24 protein-coding genes and 1 tRNA gene are annotated in these 22,430 nt (G+C 63.9%); 6 read left to right on the top strand and 19 right to left on the bottom strand.

Features of this window, described 5'->3' with window-relative positions; all coding sequences use genetic code 11:
• Positions 1 to 214: 214 nt before the first annotated feature.
• The 13 genes from CIT26_RS30115 to CIT26_RS30055 form a co-directional block, all read right to left on the bottom strand.
• Positions 215 to 1,393 (bottom strand): patatin-like phospholipase family protein, encoded by a 1,179-nt coding sequence (locus CIT26_RS30115; RefSeq protein WP_095495938.1) that lies wholly within the window; start codon positions 1,391 to 1,393, stop codon positions 215 to 217.
• A gap of 90 nt (positions 1,394 to 1,483) precedes the next feature.
• Positions 1,484 to 2,452, bottom strand: a complete 969-nt coding sequence (locus CIT26_RS30110) for an ABC transporter ATP-binding protein (RefSeq protein WP_245319611.1) — start codon at positions 2,450 to 2,452, stop codon at positions 1,484 to 1,486.
• 31 nt (positions 2,453 to 2,483) lie between these two features.
• Positions 2,484 to 4,028: an ABC transporter substrate-binding protein gene (locus CIT26_RS30105; RefSeq protein WP_245319610.1), complete on the bottom strand. Its 1,545-nt coding sequence runs from the start codon at positions 4,026 to 4,028 to the stop codon at positions 2,484 to 2,486.
• Between the two features lie 288 nt (positions 4,029 to 4,316).
• Complete coding sequence (locus CIT26_RS30100; protein ID WP_280951145.1) at positions 4,317 to 4,640, bottom strand: site-specific integrase; 324 nt, start codon at positions 4,638 to 4,640, stop codon at positions 4,317 to 4,319.
• 382 nt (positions 4,641 to 5,022) lie between these two features.
• Positions 5,023 to 5,107 (bottom strand) — tRNA-Leu (locus tag CIT26_RS30095).
• 82 nt (positions 5,108 to 5,189) lie between these two features.
• Entirely contained in the window at positions 5,190 to 5,810 is a 621-nt protein-coding gene (locus tag CIT26_RS30090) for a 2,3-bisphosphoglycerate-dependent phosphoglycerate mutase (protein WP_095495935.1), read from the bottom strand.
• Between the two features lie 32 nt (positions 5,811 to 5,842).
• A complete protein-coding gene (dapB, locus tag CIT26_RS30085) occupies positions 5,843 to 6,685 on the bottom strand; it encodes a 4-hydroxy-tetrahydrodipicolinate reductase (RefSeq protein WP_095495934.1) in 843 nt (280 codons plus the stop codon).
• A complete protein-coding gene (locus tag CIT26_RS30080; protein WP_167391577.1) occupies positions 6,682 to 8,589 on the bottom strand; it encodes an ABC transporter ATP-binding protein in 1,908 nt (635 codons plus the stop codon). Before CIT26_RS30080 ends, dapB begins: the two co-directional genes overlap by 4 nt.
• A gap of 72 nt (positions 8,590 to 8,661) precedes the next feature.
• Positions 8,662 to 9,681, bottom strand: a complete 1,020-nt coding sequence (locus CIT26_RS30075) for a glucokinase (protein WP_095495933.1) — start codon at positions 9,679 to 9,681, stop codon at positions 8,662 to 8,664.
• A 378-nt stretch (positions 9,682 to 10,059) separates the two neighbouring features.
• Positions 10,060 to 11,154 carry a penicillin-insensitive murein endopeptidase gene (mepA, locus tag CIT26_RS30070; RefSeq protein WP_245319609.1) on the bottom strand — a complete coding sequence of 365 codons (1,095 nt, stop codon included), beginning with the start codon at positions 11,152 to 11,154 and terminating at the stop codon, positions 10,060 to 10,062.
• A 137-nt stretch (positions 11,155 to 11,291) separates the two neighbouring features.
• Positions 11,292 to 12,197: an SDR family oxidoreductase gene (locus tag CIT26_RS30065; RefSeq protein WP_095495931.1), complete on the bottom strand. Its 906-nt coding sequence runs from the start codon at positions 12,195 to 12,197 to the stop codon at positions 11,292 to 11,294.
• Positions 12,194 to 13,354 (bottom strand): tRNA epoxyqueuosine(34) reductase QueG, encoded by a 1,161-nt coding sequence (queG, locus tag CIT26_RS30060; RefSeq protein ID WP_095495930.1) that lies wholly within the window; start codon positions 13,352 to 13,354, stop codon positions 12,194 to 12,196. Before queG ends, CIT26_RS30065 begins: the two co-directional genes overlap by 4 nt.
• Entirely contained in the window at positions 13,335 to 14,027 is a 693-nt protein-coding gene (locus CIT26_RS30055; protein WP_095495929.1) for a glutathione S-transferase family protein, read from the bottom strand. Before CIT26_RS30055 ends, queG begins: the two co-directional genes overlap by 20 nt.
• Positions 14,028 to 14,194: 167 nt before the next feature.
• Here CIT26_RS30055 and CIT26_RS30050 point away from each other — a divergent pair, with 167 nt between their 5' ends.
• Positions 14,195 to 15,001, top strand: a complete 807-nt coding sequence (locus CIT26_RS30050; RefSeq protein ID WP_095495928.1) for an undecaprenyl-diphosphate phosphatase — start codon at positions 14,195 to 14,197, stop codon at positions 14,999 to 15,001.
• A 7-nt stretch (positions 15,002 to 15,008) separates the two neighbouring features.
• On the opposite strand, the gene CIT26_RS30045 is transcribed toward CIT26_RS30050, so the two are convergent.
• Positions 15,009 to 15,386: a YraN family protein gene (locus CIT26_RS30045; protein WP_167391576.1), complete on the bottom strand. Its 378-nt coding sequence runs from the start codon at positions 15,384 to 15,386 to the stop codon at positions 15,009 to 15,011.
• Positions 15,379 to 16,320, bottom strand: a complete 942-nt coding sequence (gene rsmI, locus CIT26_RS30040) for a 16S rRNA (cytidine(1402)-2'-O)-methyltransferase (protein ID WP_095495926.1) — start codon at positions 16,318 to 16,320, stop codon at positions 15,379 to 15,381. Before rsmI ends, CIT26_RS30045 begins: the two co-directional genes overlap by 8 nt.
• Before the next feature lie 154 nt (positions 16,321 to 16,474).
• Here rsmI and CIT26_RS30035 point away from each other — a divergent pair, with 154 nt between their 5' ends.
• Together CIT26_RS30035 and CIT26_RS38575 are read left to right on the top strand one after the other, a co-directional pair.
• Positions 16,475 to 16,672, top strand: a complete 198-nt coding sequence (locus tag CIT26_RS30035) for a hypothetical protein (protein WP_095495925.1) — start codon at positions 16,475 to 16,477, stop codon at positions 16,670 to 16,672.
• 7 nt (positions 16,673 to 16,679) lie between these two features.
• Positions 16,680 to 16,868: a hypothetical protein gene (locus CIT26_RS38575; protein ID WP_095495924.1), complete on the top strand. Its 189-nt coding sequence runs from the start codon at positions 16,680 to 16,682 to the stop codon at positions 16,866 to 16,868.
• A 232-nt stretch (positions 16,869 to 17,100) separates the two neighbouring features.
• Here CIT26_RS38575 and hemW read toward each other — a convergent pair whose 3' ends face one another.
• Genes hemW through rph form a run of 4 tightly spaced genes read right to left on the bottom strand, consistent with a single transcriptional unit; the run spans position 17,101 to position 20,057 of the window.
• Positions 17,101 to 18,264 carry a radical SAM family heme chaperone HemW gene (gene hemW, locus CIT26_RS30025; protein WP_095495923.1) on the bottom strand — a complete coding sequence of 388 codons (1,164 nt, stop codon included), beginning with the start codon at positions 18,262 to 18,264 and terminating at the stop codon, positions 17,101 to 17,103.
• A complete protein-coding gene (gene rdgB, locus CIT26_RS30020; protein WP_095495922.1) occupies positions 18,261 to 18,923 on the bottom strand; it encodes an RdgB/HAM1 family non-canonical purine NTP pyrophosphatase in 663 nt (220 codons plus the stop codon). The genes hemW and rdgB overlap by 4 nt, the downstream gene beginning before the upstream one ends.
• The gene (locus CIT26_RS30015; RefSeq protein WP_095495921.1) at positions 18,923 to 19,333 is read right to left on the bottom strand and encodes a VOC family protein; all 411 of its coding nucleotides are present in this window, start codon (positions 19,331 to 19,333) and stop codon (positions 18,923 to 18,925) included. Before CIT26_RS30015 ends, rdgB begins: the two co-directional genes overlap by 1 nt.
• Positions 19,334 to 19,340: 7 nt before the next feature.
• Complete coding sequence (gene rph, locus CIT26_RS30010) at positions 19,341 to 20,057, bottom strand: ribonuclease PH (protein WP_095495920.1); 717 nt, start codon at positions 20,055 to 20,057, stop codon at positions 19,341 to 19,343.
• 134 nt (positions 20,058 to 20,191) lie between these two features.
• On the opposite strand from rph, the gene hrcA reads away from it, so the two are divergent.
• From hrcA to CIT26_RS29995, 3 genes are all read left to right on the top strand, one after another.
• Complete coding sequence (gene hrcA, locus CIT26_RS30005; RefSeq protein WP_095495919.1) at positions 20,192 to 21,307, top strand: heat-inducible transcriptional repressor HrcA; 1,116 nt, start codon at positions 20,192 to 20,194, stop codon at positions 21,305 to 21,307.
• A 136-nt stretch (positions 21,308 to 21,443) separates the two neighbouring features.
• The gene (locus CIT26_RS30000) at positions 21,444 to 21,641 is read left to right on the top strand and encodes a hypothetical protein (RefSeq protein WP_029347942.1); all 198 of its coding nucleotides are present in this window, start codon (positions 21,444 to 21,446) and stop codon (positions 21,639 to 21,641) included.
• Positions 21,642 to 21,780: 139 nt separating this feature from the next.
• Complete coding sequence (locus CIT26_RS29995; RefSeq protein WP_095495918.1) at positions 21,781 to 22,398, top strand: LysE family translocator; 618 nt, start codon at positions 21,781 to 21,783, stop codon at positions 22,396 to 22,398.
• The last annotated feature ends 32 nt before the right edge of the window (positions 22,399 to 22,430 follow it).

Here is a 22,430-nt window from a genome sequence, read left to right as displayed (position 1 = left end):
GGCGGCCGATGCGAGGAGAATGACGCGGTCCCGCGCAGCAGCCTATTCTACGCAGGCATCTGTCGGGCGATGCTAAGGTCTAGTGCAGTTGAGCGCCGTGCTGGCGGAGAATATCGAAGCGCTTGGGGTCACAGCGTTCTTGGCCGTAGGAAATCCGCCTTCTTACTGTCGGACACGCTCCTGCCGGAGCAGAGCCTGACGTTGAGGATGCCGATCACAGGCGCCTGTCGGCGAATTCAGGGCTGTCTTTCCAAAGGGTGCCAGCCGCCAACCCGGCGTATCCGAGGTCATAGACAGCTTGCATATAGCTGGCGTTGTAAGGATCGAGCATCGAATAGGGGACTTGAGCGTCAATGGTCGCAAGGTGGAAACGTGCCCCGGTCAGTTTGGCATAGTTGTAGAGGATAGCCAGTTCACTCTGTGTCTGTGACTTGAGGAGGATGGAATACGCTCTTGCGATCACGGACAACGTTCTATTCCGCGTGGTGGCGAATTCCGGTATGAGCGCGTTGTTTACGATCACATGGAAATCGACACTCTGACGTTTCGCGGGCACGAGAGGGTTCGTGCTTGCCAGAATTGCCTGCGGAAGTATCAGGACTTGCGACGTCGACCCTCCATCGGAATGCATTTCCTGGAAGCGGCGCCCTCCTGACTCGGCCTCGATCATGACCGCCGGATAAACGCCCGGAATGCTCGCCGAAGCGATCATAATGTCCTGAAACAGCTTCAGCGCGTCCAATCGGCCGCTGTTGGCGATGGCGCCCATGTTCCACACGACGGCCCGCTGGGTGTCGAGATTCGTCGTGAGGACCAGGAGGCGGCGGCCTTTGCGATGCTCGGCTGCAACCTGCTGCAGGACCGCTTGTGTGATGAACTCCTCGACCATCCGCCTCATTGGCGTGGATCTCAGCAAGCTCGATCCGATCAAGCCCACGGGAAATTTGGTTGCGACAAGATCGTCGGCGACGCCGCTTGTAAAGAGATGCACCAGCGTGCCGTCATGAGCCGATCCGAGGAACGCGAATGGCGCGATTAGGGCGCCAGTGCTTACGCCGGTGACTACATCAAATTGCGGGCGGGTCCCGGTCTCGCTCCACGCCGAAAGCACGCCGACGCCAAAGGCGCCTCCCGCACCTCCGCCGGAGATCATGAGGACATCGAGGCCATCCGGCTCGGTTGCCGGCGTCCAGTCGCGCACATCTCCTGCGGCGATCCGAGCGTCGCGATATATCCTGATCTCGCCATAGCCGGCGATCAAAGCCTTCTCTGCTTGCGCCGCGTCAAGGGGTATGTCCGTGGCGGCGATCCGAGTGTCGCAACCCCGGAGCCAAACGAATGTCGCAACCAGTGCTGCCAGCCCAACGAGCACCGATACTTTCAAAGGTCGCAAACTGGATCTCCCGTGCTTGGCCTCGTGAACGCGGAGTAGTTCGCATATCCGACAGCCGCGGGTCTCCGACGCTTCGATCGAACAATTCGCTCAGGCGACCGCGCCATCGTGGACGGAAGCAGGCTCCAGCGGTGGGCGGATTGCCGTGCAATCTGGCTGGGCGATCGGGCAGCGTGTCGCGTAGGCGCAGGCGTTCCCAACATCTACGGAGGACGTACGCTCGGACGGGAGCGTGGGAAGCGGGCGCCGTCGATCAGAGTCCACATCGAATCGAGCGGCGAGCAGGCCGGCAGAATAGGGGTGCGCGGCATTGCGGGCCACGTCCTGCATGCGGCCCATTTCAACGATGCGTCCGGCGTAGAGAACCAGGATGCGGTCGGCCAGTGAGGCTGCGACACTCAGATCGTGCGTAACGAACAGAATTGCCGTCTGCTGATCGCGGGCGAGATCTCGCAATAGGTCGAGGATCTGCGCTTGCACGGTGACGTCGAGCGCGGTGGTCGGCTCATCGGCGATGAGCAGCTTCGGTCTTGCCATCATCGCCATGGCAATTAACACGCGCTGTCGCTGCCCCCCCGACAGGCGATGCGGAAGCGCATCGGCGATGCGGTCCGGGTCAGGCAGGCCGGTTCGGTTGAGCCAGTCTTCGATCGATCTCTCGGCCCCCCCATTGGATTCTTGCATCTGGCGGCGGATCGTCATCGTGGGGTTGAGCGCGCCCATCGGGTCCTGCGAGATGGCGCGGACGAGGTGGCGACGGGCCGACTGCCAGGTGCGCCTTCCCGCGCCGACAAGCTCGATGCCCGCTAACCGGATCGAGCCTGCAATCTGCGGAAGGTATTCGCGCGGCAAGAGCCCCTGAAGTGTCAGCCCGATGCTTGTCTTGCCGGAACCGCTTTCCCCGACCAGCGCGATGATCTCGCTCGGAAATATGTCGAAACTGATGCCATCAAGGACGCGGGAAGGACGGCCTTCGCGGCTGAGAATGACTGAGAGGTCTTTGACGGTGAGGACGGACTCGGTCACGGGTTCGGACATTCGGTGCGAAAGCTTAGCCATGTGCGTGACGAGCCTGACCTGGTTTCGGAATTCAGCGCCCCCAGCGAACGGTGGCGAAGTCGATGTTGCCGGGTGGGTTCACGGGACGGAGTCCAAGATCCTTCAGACCCTTGGCGTGGACAACCACATCGTTGACGTCCACAAGCGGGATGATGATGCCGGCATCGAAATACATCTGCCCCGCTCTTTCGTAGAGCGCGTCGCGTTCTTTGACGTCGGTCAACTGCCCGGCCTGGTCCACGATGGCATCGGCTTGCGGCAGCACCCGCCCAAAAAAGTTGAGGGAAGCGTCTTTTGTGAAGAACACCTTGGCTTGGCTTTCCGGATGAGCGGCGTCCGGGCCTGCGATCGTGAGCAGTAAATCGGGAGGGTTTGGGTCGTCCTTCAAGGTGTAAGCAGCGCCGGAGGGCAGCACGTAAGCCGTTGCCTTTACGTCGATCAACGCCAGTTGCGCTATCATCAGGTCGGCGATGCGGCCGTAGCTCGGGGCCGCGCTATGGAGGCCAATGACCAAATTGACCGCGCCATGTTTGGTGATCGCGGCTTTCGCTGCCTCGAAGTCGGTCGGGAACCGGATCGGATTCACCGGGTCGAGCATCACGTTCGGATATACCGACCTCGACAGGCGTGCGAACTCTCCAAAGGCGTCCTTGACCCACAGCGCTGGGTTGATCGCTGTCAAAACGGCCATGCGGACCTCCGCGTCATCGAGCGGGGAGTTCGGCTTAACGAAGAGATCGTACGGTATCATGCTCGGGGCCGCAGTGATCTCCAGACCCTCCGGCAAGCTGGTGAGTTGCGCGAACGGATAGTTGATCGGCACGGCATCGATCGCACCCGCCTGCAATTGAAGTATCTGCTGGCTGATATCGGGCACGACCGAAATCTGGATCTGCCGGAAGGACGGTTTGTCGCCCCAATAGTCGTCGTTGCGTTCGAGCACATAGCGCTGGCCGCGCTTGAATTCGGCCAGTTTAAACGGACCCGTTCCCGCCGCATGCTCATTGAGCCAGGTCGTCGCGAAATTGCCATTGTCATGCTCGGCAAGCGCTTTCGGGCTAATGACCTTCGGTCCCCAGGGACTCGCAAGGGCGTCGAGGAAAGAAGGCTGAGGATGGCCCAGCGTGAGCACGACCGTGGAATCGTCAGGCGCCCTCATGTCTTTCACGTTCGCCAGGAAGTAGCTCAGGTTCAGTCCACGATCGCGGCGGCGTTCGAAGGAATTTATGACCGCCGCCGCATTGAACGGCGTGCCGTCGTGGAACTTCACTCCCCCGGCCAGGTGAAACGTGTAGGTAAGCCCGTCATCGGAAATTTCCCAGGTCCTAGCGAGCAAACCGACAATCCTGGTCGAACCCGGCTCGTACTCGACGAGCCCTTCATAGACGTTGTTGATTGCGCTTATCGCGCCGGTCTCAAACCCGTTGTCCGGATCGAAAGTGCCGATATCGGCCACGTAGGGTATGCGCAGCACCTCTTGCGAGTAGACCGGCGCAATCCAGACCAGCAAACCGAGAGCGAGTCCCAGCATGCGCAGCCCGAAGCTGCGCTTGTAGGATCGTTCGGTCCGGTACACGTAAATCTGCATAAAGGATTTCCCGTTGGCCTAGTACTTCACTAGGGACTGCAGGAAGGCCACCGCAGTCAATTCTTGGCCAACGAGGCATTCCACGCTCTTGTCCAACCCACCATCCCACCGATGCCGTCAAGATCTTCATGCGGCGCTTGGCATCGATGCGAACACCCAGACATTGTCGCCACGATACCTCAGCCCGTCGATCGCGGTCTATGAGCATCAAGCAGAGGTTACCTATCCCCAGGGTATAGATCGCGACCCCACCGAACAGGCCACTTCTTCGAGGGCTCAGAAGCATTGCTGGCCAGGTTCCAGCAGACGAGCCACCTCCTCGCCGCTGTAGCCGAGCATCTTCTTGCCCGCCTTCGTCTTGCGCGCGATCTTGATGCCCTGGGAGGGATCGGAGGCCGCGAACCTGTTCGCCACGGCAAACCTGAACAGCGCACGGGCGCAGCCGAGATAGCCTCGCGAGATGGTTGCCGCCGCCTTGTTGGCTCTGACGAGCTTGTCTTTCCGCCGAACGATATCCTCGGCGGTGATGCGAGTAATATCGTCCGCCTTCTCGCCGACGAATGATCTCAGGTCGCGCATGATGCCGCGCCAGCTGGACAGTGTGCTGGCACTCGGATCGGTTTTCCGCCTCCCAGCGCTCGAAGAGTTCGTCGAGCGAGATCAGCTTGACGGTCGGCGCCGTCGGCAGGGAACTGCCCAAGCCAGACGCCTCAGGATTTTCCGCCTGCCGAAAATTACCTGCCCGAAGATCGCCCAGCGAAGGGTCGGGCTGGCCCCTTGGCAATCGCCAGTAGTGCGTCGAGTTCCTCCTCAAGCAACAATCGGGAGAGAGCGATTGCATCCGGGCGGCTCATCCCTGCAATGCGCTTGTCAGCTATCGCGACGAATTCGCCAAGGTTCCCGGTCGCTCTGCAGCGTCTCGATCTGCTTCCGGAGACGAAAGCGGTTGACGAAGGCGATGACTTTTTCGAGGTCAAGATGATGGTGCCCAGAAGAGGACTCGAACCTCCACTCCTTGCGGAACACGGACCTGAACCGTGCGCGTCTACCAATTCCGCCATCTGGGCTGGTGCGGGCTCTTTAGGCGGGCAACGGGTGAGTGTCAACGCGCTTTTTCTGCTCAATCAAGAAACACGCCCGCGCGCCGGCTCACCCCTCCAGCACTTCCTTCGAAGCCACCGTCGAATCGGCGTTGAGCTTGTAGATGACCGGCACGCCGGTGCCGAGCTCCAGTCTGACGATCTCCTCGCCCGACTTGCCGTCCAGCGCCATGATCAGCGCGCGCAGCGAATTGCCGTGCGCTGCCACCAGCACGGTGCCGCCGCGCAGCACATGCGGCTGCAGGTCGTGCAGATAATAGGGCCAGACGCGCGCGCCGGTGTCCTTCAGGCTTTCGCCGCCGGGCGGCGGCACGTCGTAGGAGCGGCGCCAGACATGCACCTGCTCCTCGCCCCATTTCTTGCGCGCGTCGTCCTTGTTGAGGCCGGAGAGGTCGCCATAATCGCGCTCGTTCAGCGCCTGGTCGCGGATGGTCTCGAGATCGCTCTGGCCGACCGCGTCGAGAATGTGCTGGCAGGTCTTCTGCGCCCTGATCAGCGACGACGTGAAGGCGATGTCGAATTTCATGCCGCGCGCCTTCAGTTTGGCGCCCGCCTCCTTGGCCTCGGCGTGGCCCAGTTCGGTCAGGTCGACATCGCGCCAGCCGGTGAACAGGTTCTTCAGGTTCCATTCGCTCTGGCCATGGCGCACGAGCACGAGAGTTCCCGACATTTTTGCTCCTTCAGTTTGTGGATCAGATCGTCTCAGGCGAGTCCGAGCACGTCGCGCATCGAATACAGTCCCGGCTTCCTGCCGCGCGCCCAAAGTGCTGCCTTGACCGCGCCGCGGGCGAAGATCGCCCGGTCCTCGGCATGATGGGCGAGCGTGATGCGCTCGCCGGTGCCGGCCAGCACCACGGAGTGGTCGCCGACCACCGAGCCGCCGCGCAGCGCGGCGAAGCCGATCGAGCCCGTCTTTCGCACGCCGGTGTGGCCGTCGCGCGACCGCACGCTGTTCCCGTCAAGATCGATGCCGCGTCCAGTGGCGGCGGCTTCGCCGAGCAGCAGCGCCGTCCCCGACGGTGCGTCGACCTTGTGCCGGTGATGCATTTCCAGGATCTCGATGTCGAAATCGTCGGCGTCGAGCGCACGCGCTGCCTGTTCCACCAGCACCGCCAGCAGATTGACGCCGAGGCTCATATTGCCTGACTTGACGATCGTAGCATGGCGCGCCGCCGCGGCGATCTTGGCATTGTCGTCCGCCGAGCAGCCGGTGGTGCCGATGACATGGACGATGCGCGCCTGCGCCGCATAGCCGGCGAATTCGACTGTCGCCGCCGGGCTCGTGAAATCGAGCACGCCGTCGGCCTTGGCGAAGGCCGGCAGCGGGTCGTCGCCGATCGTCACGTCGATAGTGCCGATGCCGGCCAGCTCGCCGGCATCCTTGCCGAGATGCGGCGAACCGGCCCGCTCGATCGCGCCGGCGACGCGTGCGCCCGGTATCGTGTGGATGGCGCGGATCAGCGCCTGGCCCATCCGGCCGGCCGCACCGACCACCACCAGGCCCAGTTCATTGACGGGGGGGTCGTTTGTGGGTGTACCGCTCATAAAGTTCTCCCGATCGCCTTTTTCGCGCGCCGCAACGAAGTTTGGATTGGCTTGCCGTCGTCGACAAGCCCCAGCCCCTTGTTGCCCTGCACCCGGTGGAACCGGGCATAGACGCTGTGCGGGTCGGCCATCAGCGACGCATGCGTGCCTTGCTCGACCAGCCGGCCCTGTTCCAGCACGATGATGTGGTCGGCATTGACCACCGTCGACAGCCGGTGCGCGATGACGATGGTCGTGCGCCCTTCCATAATCTGGGTAAGCGCCTGCTGGACGCGCGCTTCCGCCTCGTTGTCGAGCGCCGAGGTCGCCTCGTCGAGCAGCAGGATCGGCGCCTGCCGCACGATGGCGCGGGCGATCGACAGGCGCTGGCGCTGGCCGCCCGACAGCGTCAGGCCGCCTTCACCGACAGGGGTGTCATAGCCTTGCGGCTGCTGGCGGATGAAGCCATCGGCCTCGGCCTGTCGCGCGGCCAGCTCGATCTCGGTGTCGCTGGCGCTCAGCCGCCCGTAGCGGATGTTGTCGCGAATGGTGCCTTCGAACAGATAGGGCTGCTGCGAGACAAAGGCGATGGAGCTGCGCAGCGACTGCTTGGTGATTTTCGAAATGTCCTGGCCGTCGACCTCTATGCTGCCTGCCTCGACATCATGGAAACGCTGCAGCAGCGCCACCAGCGTCGACTTGCCGGCGCCCGAGGCACCGACGATGGCCGTCATCTTGCCGGCTGCGGCAACGAAGCTGAGATCCTGCAGCACCGGAGCGTCGGCGAAATAACCGAACGACACATTGTTGAAGCGCACCTCGCCCCTGGTGATCTTCGCTTCGGCCGCTCCGGGCGCGTCGCCCTGCTGCGGCTCGAGGTCGAGCAGTTCGTAGATCATGCGGGCATTGACCAGCGCCCGTTCCATGCCGACCTGCATGCGCGCCAGCCGCCGGGCCGGGTCGTAGGCGAGCAGCAATGCGGTGATGAAGGCAAAGACGGCGCCAGGCGGCTGGCCGCCGACGACTGCCCGGTAGCCGGAATAGGCGATAACGCCGGCGACGGCGAAGCCGGCCAGCATTTCGGAGATCGGCGTCAATCGTTCCGACACGCGGGCGATGCGGTTTGCCCGCTGCTCAGCACCGGCGACAAGACCGCTGATGCGGCGCGACAGCTCGTCCTCCAGCGTAAAGGCCTTGACGATGGCGATACCTTGCGTTGCTTCCTGCATGGCGCCGATCAGCCGCGAGTTTATCTGCACCGCTTCGCGCGTGGCGTGCCTTATTCTGCGGGTGAGGTAGACGACGGTGTAGATCAGCGGCGGCCCGATCAGCAGCGACATCAAGGAGAGCATCGGATCCTGCCAGATCATGACGCCGATCAGCGCGATGAGCGATACGGCGTCGCGTGCCACGGATGTCAGCGTCATCGACAGCAGGTCGCGGATGCCGTTGACGTTCTCGTTGATCTGGGCGGCCAGCCGTCCCGAGCGCGTGTCGTTGAAGAAACCGATGCCGAGCCTCATCAGATGAGCGAAGATGCGGCGTTGGTATCGGGCCACCAGATTGTTGCCGATCCTGGCCAGCGTCACCGCCTGGCCGTAGGTGGCCAGCCCGCGCAGCATGAAGGCGCCCAGGATCGATAGACAGATCAGCGCGATGAGATCGCCGCGCTGCTCATAGAAGATCTGGTCGACGACATCCTTCATGATCCAGGCGGTGAAGGCAGTCGTGGCCGCAACCGTCACCAGGCACAGAACGGCCAGAACATAATACCAGCGGTAGTCGTGGCTATTCTCGGCGATGATGCGGCGGATCACCGCCACGATCTCGCCGGGCCGGGCTTTGGCTTGGTGGTTTGGCGACTGGTTCAAGTCGGGATCGTTCCGTGATGTCGGTTCGGCTCTGCGGCCGGGCCAATTCGGCATCCTCTTAGCGCCCCGGTGGCGGCTTGCCTATGGCCGAGACCGGCAAAACTTCGCCGCGGCTTCGGCCGTCATCTAAGCCCGCCAGCGCCGTCCTGCCGTCTGGACGCCGAACAGCGACGGGTTCCTGGCGTAGGCGGCAAGCCCGGAGAGCGCTGCCAGCGGATGGGTGATCACATAGACCGGCATGGTGCGCATCAGCTCGCTGTGTGGCGCCTTGTCCTCGAAGGCGGCGCGGAAATTGCCCGTTTTCAGCGCCGGCAGGATTTTCTGCGCGATGCCGCCAGTCAGGAAGACGCCGCCGCGGCTCATGAACACCAGCGCAAGGTCGCCGGCGGTGCGCCCGAGGCAGGTCACGAACATCGACAGCGCTTCCTCGGCCACCGGATCTGACTTCGCCAGTGCCGCCGAGGTGATCTCGGCCGGCGTGGTGAAGGGCGCCGGCTTGCCGTCCGCCTTGGCCACCGCCCGGTAGGCATTGACCAGGCCGCGTCCGGACAGGATCTGTTCGCCGGAGATTCTGCCCTCGAGCTTCTCGATATGCGGAAAGACCTGGAAATCGCGCGGCGAGCGCGGCCCGATGTCCATGTGTCCCCCCTCGCCGGGCACCGGTATCCAGTGGTTCAGCGCGTGGACCAGGCCGGCGACACCAAGCCCGGTTCCGGGACCGAGCACCACCCGTCCCGCATTGGGCTCCGGTGCACCGCCGCCGATCTTTTCCATATGCTCTTCGCCGAGCGCCACGACGGCCAGCGCCTGTGCCTCGAAGTCATTGAGCACCACGACGTCGCCGAGGCCGAGGCTGGCAAACATCCTTCGCGGCTTGACGATCCACGGGCAGTTGGTGAGCGGGATCTCGTCGCCGTCTACCGGGCCGGCCACCGCCAGCACGGCGGAGTTGGGCCGGACCGCCGAGCGGTCGAGCACCGCCGCCTGGATCGCGTCATCGATCGTGTTGAAATTGGCGGTCTGGACGATCTGCGGTTCGGTTGGTTCCGAATTCGCGTCGAGCACGACCGCAAAGCGTGCATTGGTGCCGCCAATGTCGCCGATCAGGACCGGAAACTGCAGCGCTATGTCGTCGTCGCCTGGCATGCTCTCGTCCGTCCCGGTTCCCAGTGGCGTTCTGCCGTTCTTTCGTTGACTAGCGCATGACCCGGGAAAGGGAAAGTCGCTTCAGAGTCAGTTCCGGTGCAATCACTTCAGGTCCGAATTTCGTCCTTGCCCCATTCAGCGTTTGCGCTGCCCCTCACCTGCCTGCCGGCATCCTCTCCCCGTAAACGGGGAGAGGATGCGCTTTCATCGATGGTTCGCTAATCTCCAACGATGCAGAACGGCGCCAAGGCAGCGGCCAGCCCATTTCTCCCCGTCACTATACGGGGAGAAATGCCCGGCAGGGCAATGAGGGGCGGCGCCGACCCCAACAGTTGGTCGTCGTCAACATCAGCGGAAGCCGAGGCGATTATCCTGGCCTCAGTTCCCCGGTCGTGGCCGTGGCAGCGGGATGCCGATCTCGGGCGTCGCCGCGAAGGCGTTGACCGAGGCCGGAAGCGCTGCCTCGCCGCTTGCGGATGCCCGCGCCGGCGCCGGAGCCGTCATGAGAACGGGTGCAGCCGCGACCGGCACGCCGTCGCCATAATAGGTGACCGCCTCCGCCGAAGCCGGATCTGGCCCGTCGAGCACGGCCTGGCATGCTGCGGGCAGGCTCGCCATGGTCATCACGTCGCGCGCTTTCGGCCTGTCCGGGTTCTTGTTGGGGCGCCACGGTTCCTCCGTGAACCACCAGGCCAGCGACTGGTCGCAGCCGTCGCCGGGCGCCGTGTTTTCCTGCGCTTTGCAATTGGGCGAGCCGGGCTGGCAGCCGATGCGGATGTGGAAGTGATAGTCGTGGCCCCAGAACGGCCTGACCTTGCGCAGCCACGCGCGGTCGCCTTTCACCGTGTCGCAGAGCTTCTTCTTGATGCCGGGATTGACCAGGATGCGCTCGACTTCCGCGTAGCTTGCCGCGCGCTTCAGGAGCCGCATATGCGCCGGCACCCAGAGCGCATCTTTCACCAGGTGGGTCTTTTCGTCGACAAGCAAGGTGGCGCTCATGTTTTCGCGCTGCTCGAGCGAAAGCTTGCGGTCGGGCATCGGCGTCAGCCAGATGTCGGCGTCGAGGCCGATCTGGTGCGAGGCATGGCCGCTCAGCATCGGGCCGCCGCGCGGCTGCGAAATGTCGCCGACCAACAGGCCGGGCCAGCCGTCGGCCGCGGCGTCGCGCGACAGTTTCTCGATCAGCGCGATCATTGTCGGATGGCCCCAGCGGCGGTTGCGCGAAGGCCGCATCACCTCCCATTTCGGGCCGTCCAGGGGAATGGCGACGCCGCCGGCAAAGCAGCCCTTGGAATAAAAGCCGATCGATTGCGGCGCAGCCACGGCCGGCAGCTTTTTGGCGCCGAACAGGTTTTTCGCCAGCTCTTCGGCCGCTGCAGGTCGCGCTGCAAGCCCTGCTATGGCGAGAACGGCGAGCGCTGCTAATGCATGTCGCCCAAAAGTGCGCAGCGGTTTTGGGACAACGACATGCACAGACAGAGATCTAAAGCGCGTTGCGACGCGCTTTAGCAGCAGCGTTCTACCGGGCAACGATCGCTTCAACGTTTTCATGAGGCAGAACCCCTCTGCGATTTAAGTCGAATCATATCACGCCCGGCGCGCGGTTTCGATCACGACCGCTTCATCGGGCTGCGCGCCTCGCCGTCGCGCCAGTTGCCCTCGGCCCACATATGGTCGAAGGCCGCCCGGTAGTCGGGAAAGCGGAAGCGATAGCCGGCAGCCTTGATCGCCGTGTTGGCGACACGCTTGTTCTCGCCATAGAAGGACCGCGCCATCGGCGAAAGCTGGGCGGTCTCGAACGGAATTTCGGGCGGCGGTGTGACGCCCATCAGCCCCGCGGCATAGGCGACGACGTCCTGCGGCGGCGCCGGCAGGTCGTCGGTGACGTTGAAGATGCCGCCGCGATTGTCCTTGAGCAGATGCCAGAGCGCCCCCGCAATGTCGTCGCAATGGATGCGGTTGAACACCTGGCCCGGCTTGACCAGCCGCCGCGCGGCGCCGTTTTCCAGATTGACCAGGGCATTGCGGCCCGGCCCGTAAATGCCGGAAAGCCGCAGGATCGCCACCGGCCGGACGATGTCCCGACCCAGTTTCAGCCAGTCCTGCTCGGCGGCGACACGCAGCATCGAGCGCTTCGACAGCGGCCGGCATTCGGCGGTCTCGTCGACCCAGCCGCCGCCGTGGTCGCCATAGACGCCGACGGTGGAGAGATAGGCGATCCATTCGAGCGCCGGCATCTCCGCCGCGATTGTCCCGCGCGCCGCATTCAGCACTGGATCGCCGGCCTCTTCCGGCGCCACCGAGACGACGAGATGGGTTGTTTTTTTGAGCGCGTCGCTGATTTCGGGCGTCAGCGCGCCGTCGAAAAGCAGCGACTGGATTCCGGCTTGCCGTAGCGCTTCGAATTTCTCCGACGCGCGTGTCGTGCCAAGGATCGTGCCGGCATCCCTGTTGGCGCGGGCAAATGCCTTGCCCGAATAGCCGGCGCCGAAAATGAAGATCTGCTTCTGGCTCATGCATGCGCCTCGATTTGATTTGCCAGCGCCAGGCGCCATTCGCGTCGCACGGCCTCGTCGCCTTCTGCTTTCAGTGCAGCGCTGGCACATTTGGCAAATTCGGTCTCTGGCACAAGCCGCGACAGCGCCCATACCGCCGCGCCGCGCACCAGAGGCGAGGCATCGCCGAGCAGCGCACACACGGCGTCGCGGAGCGAGGGTTCGCCGGAATTGCCGGCGGCGATCAGCGCATTGCGGACAAAGCGATCACGACCGATGCGCTTGATCGGCGAACCAGTGAAGAACGACCGGAAAGCAGCGTCATCGAGCGCTAAGAGATCGGTGAGCGGCGGTTCGCGCAAGTCCGCGCGGGCGACGAGCTTTGCCTCGGATGCCGCCTGGGCAAACTTGTTCCACGGGCAGGCGGCGAGGCAGTCGTCGCAGCCATAGATGCGGTTGCCGATTTTTTCCCGGAACTCATGCGGGATCGGGCCCTTGTTCTCGATGGTGAGATAGGAGATGCAGCGTCGCGCATCGAGCCGGTAGGGAGCCGGAAAGGCGTCGGTCGGACAAACGTCGAGACAGGCGCGGCACGAGCCGCAATGGTCGTCCTCGGGCGTATCGGGCGCAAGCTCGGCCGTCGTGAAGATGGTGCCGAGGAACAGCCAGGAGCCGTGCTCGCGGCTGACCAGATTGGTGTGCTTGCCTTGCCAGCCGAGGCCGGCGGCTTCAGCCAGCGGCTTTTCCATCACCGGAGCGGTATCGACGAAAACTTTTACGTCGCCGCCGGCACGGGCCACGATCTTGCCGGCGATCTCTTTCAGCCGGCCTTTCATCACGTCATGATAATCGCGGTTCTGCGCATAGACGGAGATCGCGCCGCGGTCGCGCTTCGCCAGCACCGCGCGCGGGTCGTGGTCGGGCCCGTAGTTCATGGCCAGCACGATGATCGAGCGAACCTCAGGCCAAAGTGCTGTCGGCTCGCCGCGGCGCTTGAGCGTGTCGGCGATCCAGCCCATCGAACCGTGGAAGCCGTCGGCGACGAATTCGGCAAGCCGGGCCGGCGCCTGCGGGATGGCATCGGGCGTGGTGACGGCAACGGCATCGAAACCGGCGCGCCGTGCCTCGCGGTCGATCAGCGCGCGCAGGTTTTCGGTCTTAGAAATCGAGGTCCGCATAATGTGATACCGGCGATAGGCCGCGCACCCGGTCGGACAAGAGCGGCCGGAACGATGGCCGTGATTTCACCCGTGCATACCATTCGCGCGCGGCAGCGTGTTCGCGCCAGTCGATCTCGCCGAGATAGTCGAGCACCGACAGCGCCGCCGCAGCCGCGAGGTCGGCATAGGTGACCTTGTTGCCGGCCAGCCAATGGCGTGTGCCGGCCAGCCAGTTGGTGTATTTCATGTGCTGGCGGATATTGGCGCGCGCGGCACGGATAGCCGCCGAATCGGGCGAGCCGCCGCCCGCCGTTTCCGGCATGATCGGCTTCAGCACGCGCTCGCGCACCAGGTGCCGGGTCACCTCGCTATCGGCCTTGTTGAGATACCAGTCGGTCAGCCGGCGGATTTCGGCGCGCCCCATCGGGTCCTCGGCGAACAGCCGCTTGTCGCGCTTGAGCACGCCGCGCGTCTCGTCGAGATATTCGGCGATGACCATGGCACCGACGATCGGTACGTCGCCCTCGGCAAGCAGGATCGGCAGCGTGCCGGCCGGGTTCAGCGCCAGGAACTCCTTGCGCCGCATCCACGGCTTTTCCTCGATCAGCGCCAGCTCCTCGCCATACTCGCCGAAAGCGAGGCGAACGAACCGGCAGGTGGCGAACATCGGGTGGTGGAAAAGCGTCAGCATGGTCCCGCGATAATAGAGCGCACTGGCAAATCGCCGGCTGCGCCGGTAAGTCTTGGCCGCCCCGATTCAGAGGGCCGTCAGTCAGGGTGCTGCGACCTATAGGAGGAGTTCCGCGCCATGACAAGCAAGCCGTTCTTCAAAGCCCTCACTCGAACGCCGAGGTTTCCATGGAAAGCCAGACCATCGTCGAAGCGCTGCTGCTGGGCATGATCGAGGGCATGACCGAGTTCATTCCGGTCTCGTCGACCGGCCATATCCTGCTTGCCGGCCATTTTCTCGGCTTCCATTCGACCGGCAAGGCCTTCGAGATCCTGATCCAGCTTGGCGCCATACTGGCGATCCTCAGCGTCTATTTCCATCGGCTGTGGCAGATGCTCGTCGATCTGCCGCGTGATCGGGTGACGCGGCATTTCGTCCTCGGCATCCTCGTCGCCTTCCTGCCGGCGGCCGTCATCGGCGCGCTGGCGCATGGCTTCATCAAGACGGTGCTGTTTGAATCACCGAGGCTGATCTGCGTCATGCTGATCATCGGCGGCGTGGTCCTGCTGTGGGTGGACCGCTTCAAGCCGAAGCCGCTCTACCATGACGTCGAGCGGTTTCCGCTCAGGCTCTATCTGCAGATCGGATTGTTCCAGTGCCTTTCGCTGATCCCCGGCACGTCGCGCTCCGGCTCGACGATCGTCGGCGCGCTGCTTCTGGGCGTCGACAAACGGGCGGCTGCGGAATTCTCCTTCTTCCTCGCCATGCCGACGATGGTCGGCGCCTTCGCCTTCGACCTCTTCAAGAACCGTAATGTGCTGACCAGCGCCGATCTGCCCATCATCGCCGCCGGTTTCATCGCGGCCTTCATCGCGGCACTCATCGTCGTGCGCTTCCTGCTCAACTACGTCTCGCGCCACGGCTATTCGCTGTTCGGCTGGTGGCGGCTGGTCATCGGCACCGTCGGCCTGGCGGCGCTGTTCGTCTGGGGGTGAGGCGCACTTAGTTCCGCCCGTAAAAAACATTCTCGACATGCACCGGCCAGCGCCACGGCAGCACTGCGACCATGTCGAAGCGCACCGACAATTTTCCATAGTCGGATTGGCGCGACAGCCAGAGATCGGCAGCGCTTTCGATGCGGCGCTCCGATTCGTAAGCGATAGCCTCCATCGCTTCCATAAGTGTGCGGCGCGCTTTCACCTCGACGATCAGCACCAGGTCGCCGCGCCGCGCGATCAGGTCGATCTCACCGAAACGCGTGCGGTGGCGGCGCGCCAGGATCCGGTAGCCTTTCACCATCAATGCCGCCGCCGCCAGCCACTCGCTGCGGTGGCCGCGCCAATAGGCCTGTTGGCGGCTGGCGACCGGGCGTTCAGCCATCGCCGTCTTTCCCGGTGTCGCCCTCTTTCCCAGTATCCTTGAGTTCGAGCAGCCGCCGGTAAAGCGCCTGCTTCTGGCCGCCTGTCATCTTGGCGGCTTCCGCCGCTGCCTTGGAGGCTGGCATCTCGGCGGCAAGTGAAAGCAGAAGCCGGTCGATATCGGCCGGTTCGTCGGCGGTTGCTTCCGACGGGCCGACGCAGATGACGATCTCGCCCTTCGGCGTGTCGGCGGCCGCGTAATGATCGGCAAGCGACTGCAAGGTGCCGGTCCGAATTTCCTCGAAGGTCTTGGTCAGCTCGCGGCCGATCGCGGCCTTGCGGGCGCCCCCCAGCGCCTCGACCATGGCGCCAAGCGTCTCGGCCAGCCGTCGCGGCGATTCGAAGAAGATCAGCGTCGCCGGCACCGCTTTCAGCGCTTCCAGCCGCGCCAGCCGCTGTCCAGTCTTCACCGGCAGGAAGCCGGCGAACAGGAAAGCGTCGGAGGGCAGGCCGGACGCTGTCAGCGCCGCAAGCGGCGCCGACGGGCCGGGGATCGGCACGACACGAATGCCCTGGTCAAGCGCCTCGCCGACCAGCCGATAGCCCGGATCGGAGATCAGCGGCGTGCCGGCGTCCGAGATCAGCGCCACGCTCTGCCCGGCCAGCAAGGCTGCGATCAGTTTTGGGCCGGCCTCGGCGGCATTGTGCTCGTGATAGGCAGTGGTGCGGCGGCGGATGCCGTAGCGGTCGAGCAGCACGCGGCTGACACGCGTGTCCTCGCAGGCAACGATATCGGCGGCGGCGAGCGTTTCAAGCGCGCGTAATGTGATATCGGTGAGATTGCCGATCGGCGTCGCCACCAGGTAGAGCGCCGGCGCGAGCGGCCGGGCTGGTATCTCGGTCTGGCCGATCACATAGCTGCGTCTTGCCAACTCGCCGGTCACCGGTGTCCCCATCAGGCTCTGACACTTGAATGCATTCGGCCCTGTTTGGCACGGCTCACGCCTGGTTGCAAAACCGGTGCCGAAGTGAAGCGGTCGCCATGCCTTCGCCACAGTACGGAACGAAACCGTGCCCGGCGGATTTACCCCTGATCTCGGGAGGAGCAGGATGGACAGCCTCAAGATACAGGACGTTTTCGAACCCTACTATGCAGGGCGCAAGCGCTTTGCCGCGCGAAAGGACAAGAGCCAGTCCGCCAAAGCCGGCGCGGGCCCGGCCAAAAAACCGCGAAAGCGTCGTCCTTCAAAGGCAACCGACCTGGAAATCGAGCCCTCGACCGGCACCGGCAGCACGATGGAGCACTGACCAGACGATGCCCAATCGCTTCGACATTTTCATCACCCGCCTTGAAACGAAAAGCTCCCGCAATGGAGCGCCCCCAAATCCGATAAGCGATCAACACCGCGCCCGCCGCGATAAGGGCGACGCCAAGCCGGCTCGCGACGGTGAGGCGGACGCCGAGGAAGACCACGCCAAGCGCCACCACAAGCACGACGCTTAATTCCTCGACACAGTCGTTTGACAGGTTGGGGCCGGTCGGCAGCGAATGTCTATATTTTCTTTTAGCGGCCAACCTCAGTGGCGGGTCGCAGACCTTGGAAATTAGCCGAATCACTCTCCCGTCGTCATCCCAGGGTCTCCGCGACGTCGCTTCGCTCCTGCTCCGCCCTGGGATGACGAAGGGAAGGTAGCTAATGGCAGCCAGCGTCGGCGATCGGCGCCACTTCACCAGCCTATCTCGCCAAGTCTGCCACCACGGCATCGAGCACGATCATGCCGGCCGGCGTGGCGCGCAGGCGGGCATTGCCGATCGGCGCCACCAGCCCCTCGCTCTGCAGCACCGACAGTCGCGCGGTCGACAGGCCGCGTCCGGAAAACGCCTCGTAGCGGGAGAGGTCGATGCCCTCGGCCAGCCTCAGCCCCATCAACAGGAACTCGTCCGCCTCTTCCGAGCGCGTCAGGGTCTCGCCGCCGGTGATGCCATGGCCCTTGGCCTCGACCAGATTGGCCCAGGTTTCCGGCATCCTTTCGGCGATCGTCACCACGCGGCGACCGTTTTCGACGAAGCGGCCATGCGCGCCGGGACCGACGCCGACATATTCGCCATAGCGCCAATAGGTGAGATTGTGCCGGCTCTCCGCACCTGATCTGGCGTGGTTGGAAATCTCGTACGCCGGCAGCCCATGCGCGGCGGTGATCTCCTGCGTCAGCGCATAGAGATCGGCGGCATGGTCATTGTCGGGAATGGCGAATTTCTTGGCCGCATGCAGCGCGTGGAACGGCGTGCCTTCCTCGATGGTCAGCTGATAGAGCGACAGATGGTCGGCGGCGTGGCCGATAGCCTGTTCGAGTTCCGCCTGCCACGCTTCAGCTGTCTGGCCGGGCCGTGCGTAGATCAGGTCGAAGGACAGCCGCGGAAAGATCTCACGTGCCAGGCCGATCGCATGCAGCGCTTCCTCGACATTGTGCAGCCGGCCGAGAAAGCGCAGATCCTTGTCGTTCAGCGCCTGCACGCCGAGCGACACGCGGTTGACTCCCGCCGCCCGGTAGCCGCGAAAGCGCTCGGCCTCGACCGAGGAGGGGTTGGCTTCCAGCGTCACCTCGATGCCAGCAGGCACCGCCCAGTTCTTCGCCACCGCGTCCAGCACCGTCGCCACGGTTTCCGGCTTCATCAGCGACGGTGTGCCGCCGCCGAGAAAAATGCTGGTCACCTCGCGCGGTCCGGTGCGGTCACGCATCGTCGCAAGCTCGGTCTCGAAGACGCGCGCAAAACGCTCCTGGTCGACCGGCTGGTGGCGGACATGGCTGTTGAAGTCGCAATAGGGGCACTTGGCCGCGCAGAACGGCCAGTGGATGTAGACGCCGAAGCCGGGGCTACGGTCGAGCAGCATGGTCATTTCACGCCCGATCGTGCCAAATCCAGTCTGGCTTGCGCGAATGTTTGGAAGGCGCGGGCGCGGTGCGATAATGCCGTCGGCTGGCCGGGCTTCCAGCCATGTTTTTCCTCTGCGGTCATCTCGCCGAAGGTCTTTTCGAAACCGTCCGGCACGAACACCGGGTCGTAGCCGAAGCCGAGTTCGCCGCGCGGCGGCCATACCAGCGTGCCCTCGACCTCGCCGCGGAAATATTCGGCCGCGCCGTCGGGAAAGGCCAGGCAGATGACGGCGACGAAGCGGCCCTTGCGCTGCGCAGGCGCGACCGCGCCGACTTCCTGCAACGCCACTTCCGCTCGCTGCATCGCCATGCCGAAGTCGCGGGACCCGTCCGGCGCCTCGGCCCAATTGGCGGTATAGACGCCGGGCGCTCCGCCCAGCGCATCGACACACAGGCCGGAATCGTCCGACAGTGCCGGCAGGCCTGTCGCCTTGGCGGCGGCAAAAGCCTTGATATAGGCGTTCTCCTCAAAGGTGGTGCCGGTCTCGTCCGGCTCCGGCAGGCCGTATTCATTGGCCGATTTCGCCTCTATGCCGAATGGCGCCATCAGATCGGCAAATTCGCGCAATTTGCCGGCGTTGTGGCTGGCGACGACAATTCTGTGCCCATCAAGCGAATGCATCAGATGCCCCAGATTCTTGGTTCGGCGAATTCGATCGAATTGCCGGAAGGGTCGCGAATATAAATCGAGCGGCCGCCTTGCGGCCATTCGAACTCGCTTTCGATGGCAATCTTCTTCGCTTCCAGATGCGCTTTCCAGCGCACGATCTCATCCGCGCTTGCCGCAAAGCAGAGATGGCCGTCGCCGACAGTGCCGTGCGGCGGCACTTTCAGCCTGGCGTCGGGCGCCGGCGGCACCCTGGTCGCCTCGGCGTTGAAGATGAGCAGCACGCTGTCCCCGCAACGGAAGAAAAGGTGCCTGCCGTCGACCTTGCCCAGCTGATTGAGCCCAAGCACGCCGGAATAGAATTCTTCCGCGGCATTGAGGTCGGTCACGTAGAGGGCTGATTCGAGGATGGCGGAAGGAGTCATGACAGGGTTAAGCTACAGCCATCTGTTGTAGGCTGACCAGTCGCTGGATGCCCTTCTTGGCCAATTCCATCAGCGCCGTGAATTGCTCTTCCGAGAAAGGCTCGCCCTCGGCCGTGCCTTGGATCTCGACGATGCCGCCCTTGCCGGTCATGACGAAGTTGGCGTCGGTGCCGGCCGAGGAGTCTTCGAGATAGTCGAGGTCGATGACCGGCTGGCCGTCATGGATGCCGCAGGAGATAGCCGCGACATGGTCCTTTAGCACCTTAGCGACGCTGGCCATCTGCCGGGCTTCCATCCAGCGCAGGCAGTCATGGAGCGCCACCCAGCCGCCGGTGATCGAGGCTGTGCGCGTGCCGCCATCGGCCTGGATCACGTCGCAGTCGACGGTGATCTGCTGCTCGCCGAGCGCCTGCAGGTCGACCACGGCGCGCAGCGAACGGCCGATCAGCCGCTGGATTTCGAGTGTGCGGCCGCCTTGCTTGCCGGCCGAAGCTTCGCGGCGCATGCGCTCGCCGGTCGAGCGCGGCAGCATGCCGTATTCCGCTGTCACCCAGCCCTTTCCAGAATTGCGCATCCAGCCCGGCACTTTCTCCTCGAGGCTGGCCGTGCACAGCACATGCGTGTCGCCGAATTTCACCAGGCACGAACCTTCCGCGTGCTTGGAGACGCCGCGCTCGAAGGAGATGGCGCGCATTTCGTCGAATTGGCGTTTAGAAGGGCGCATTCAGGCTTTTTTCCTATCTTTTTCGGAATCGTGGCCGGCTTGTAGCCGCATGGGGCGCAGGGCGCAAAGGAAAATGGCCGGTTGCGCGGGTGTGGCCGAAGTCTATATCTTTGGGCCGGAGGTATTTGGCTCGAATGACCAAGGCAGTCGATCCCGGTTCCCAGTCGGCGGCAGTGCTCCAGTCGCCCGCGCTTCAATCGCCCGCGCTCCAGTCGCTCGACATGCGCTCGCGCGACATCTTTCGGCGCATTGTCGATTCCTATCTGAAGGACGGCGAGCCGGTCGGCTCACGCAGCCTGTCGCGTATCCTGCCGTCGTCGCTGTCGCCCGCCACCATCCGCAACGTGATGAGCGATCTCGAGCATCTCGGCCTGATTTATGCGCCGCATATCTCGGCCGGCCGATTGCCGACCCAGGCCGGCCTGCGCTTCTTCGTCGATGCTTTTATGGAGCTTGGCGACCTCTCCGACGAGGAGCGCCGCACCATCGAGGCGCAGGTACGCGCCTCCGGCTCGGGCGCGACGCTGGAACATCTGCTCACCGAAGCCAGCCAGATGCTGTCCGGCATGTCGCGCGGCGCCGGCCTCGTGCTTGCCGCCAAGAACGAGGTGCCGCTAAAGCACATCGAGTTCATCCAGCTCGAGCCGAACAAGGCGCTGGCCGTGCTGGTATCGCAGAACGGCGACGTCGAAAATCGCGTCGTCGACCTGCCCGCCGGCATCACCGTCTCGCAATTGCATGAAGCCTCGAACTTCCTCAATGCCCATATCCGTGGCCGCACGCTGGCCGAGGCGCGGATCGAGATCGCCCGCATCAAGGAAGAGACCAAGGCCGCCCTCGACACGCTGTCGCAGGATCTGGTCGAGAAGGGCCTTGCGGTCTGGGCAGGCGCCGAGAGCGGCCTGCCGGCGCGTCTCATCGTGCGCGGCCGCGCCAACCTGCTGGAAAATGTCACCGCGCAGGCCGACATTGAGCTCCTGCGGCATTTGTTTGAGGATCTGGAGACGCAGGACGGGCTGATCCAGCTTCTCGACCTTGCCGAGGAAGGCTCCGGCGTGCGCATCTTCATCGGCTCGGAAAACAAGCTGTTTTCGCTGTCCGGCTCGTCGCTGGTCGTGGCGCCCTATCGCGACAAGGACGCCCGCGTCATCGGCGCGCTTGGCGTCATCGGCCCGACCCGGCTGAACTATGCACGCATCGTGCCGATGGTCGACTATACCGCGCAGCTTATTTCCCGCATGCTGCGATAATGCATGTCGCCCAAAAGCCTGCCCTCGGGTGAGCAGCGGTTTGGGATAACGACATGCATGAAAACAAGAAAGCAAAGCGGGTCGCAGGAACCCTTCAAACGCGACGCGCTTTGGGTGGACCTCAAGGAGAAAAAAAATGGCGCTGGAATCATTCAAAGCTCAGATCAGCCTGCTGCTCGAGCAGATGATCAACCAGCCAGAGGATCAGCATGAAGTGCAGGAGCAGCTGCGCGAAAAGCTGAGGGAAATGCGCGCCATGGGCCTGCCGCTGCCGGCCGATCTCGTCGCGCTGGAAAAGCGCCTCGACGACGATTTCTACGCGGCCGGAAACTGAGGCCGAAAGACAAAAGCGAGGGCCCTGGTGCAATCGAATTCGTCCCTCAGGGAGTACACGCCTGCCCGCCGTTGTGCGACAAGGTTCAGTCTTAAAGGGTCGATTCCGATTTTCGGGGTCATGCGCTAAGGCCGAAACCATGACCCTCACCGGATTTCTCGCTTATAGCGCGGCCCTCGGCATCGCCGCCGCCATCCCTGGCCCGGGGCTGACCGCGCTTATTGCGCGTGCGCTCGGATCCGGCTTTCGCTCGGCGCTCGCCATGTCCTTCGGGCTGATGCTCGGCGATCTCACCTATCTCACCGCCGTGGTGCTCGGCCTCGCTCTCGTCGCGCAGACCTTCGGCATGGCCTTCCTGGCGATCAAATGGCTGGGCGTCGCCTATCTCGCTTTCCTTGGCTGGCGCTTCTGGACGAGCGGCATCACGCCCGAAACCGTGCAGGCGAAGAAAGGCAGGGGCGGGCTGGTGTCGAGCTTTATTGCCGGCCTCGCCGTTACGCTCGGCAATCCGAAGACAATGATCTTCTATCTCGCCATCACGCCGACCATCGTCGATCTGAAGACCATTACGCTCGCCGACTACGGCATCCTCGTCGCTCTGACGCTCGTCGTGCTCCTGGTGGTGCTGGTGCCCTATCTGGCGCTGGCGGCCAAAGCGCGCGGGTTCCTGAAGTCGCCGCGCGCGCTGAGGGCGCTGAACCGCACCGCCGCCGCTTTCATGGTCGGAGCGGCGGCTGCGATCGCCGCCCGGCAATAGCCAGTTTTGGCCTCGGCTGAAATGCTTTTCCG

It is taken from the genome of Mesorhizobium temperatum (assembly GCF_002284575.1).
GTDB lineage: Bacteria > Pseudomonadota > Alphaproteobacteria > Rhizobiales > Rhizobiaceae > Mesorhizobium > Mesorhizobium temperatum.
Note: the sequence above shows the minus strand (reverse complement) of the source record. Positions and strands in the feature narration are given on the sequence as shown.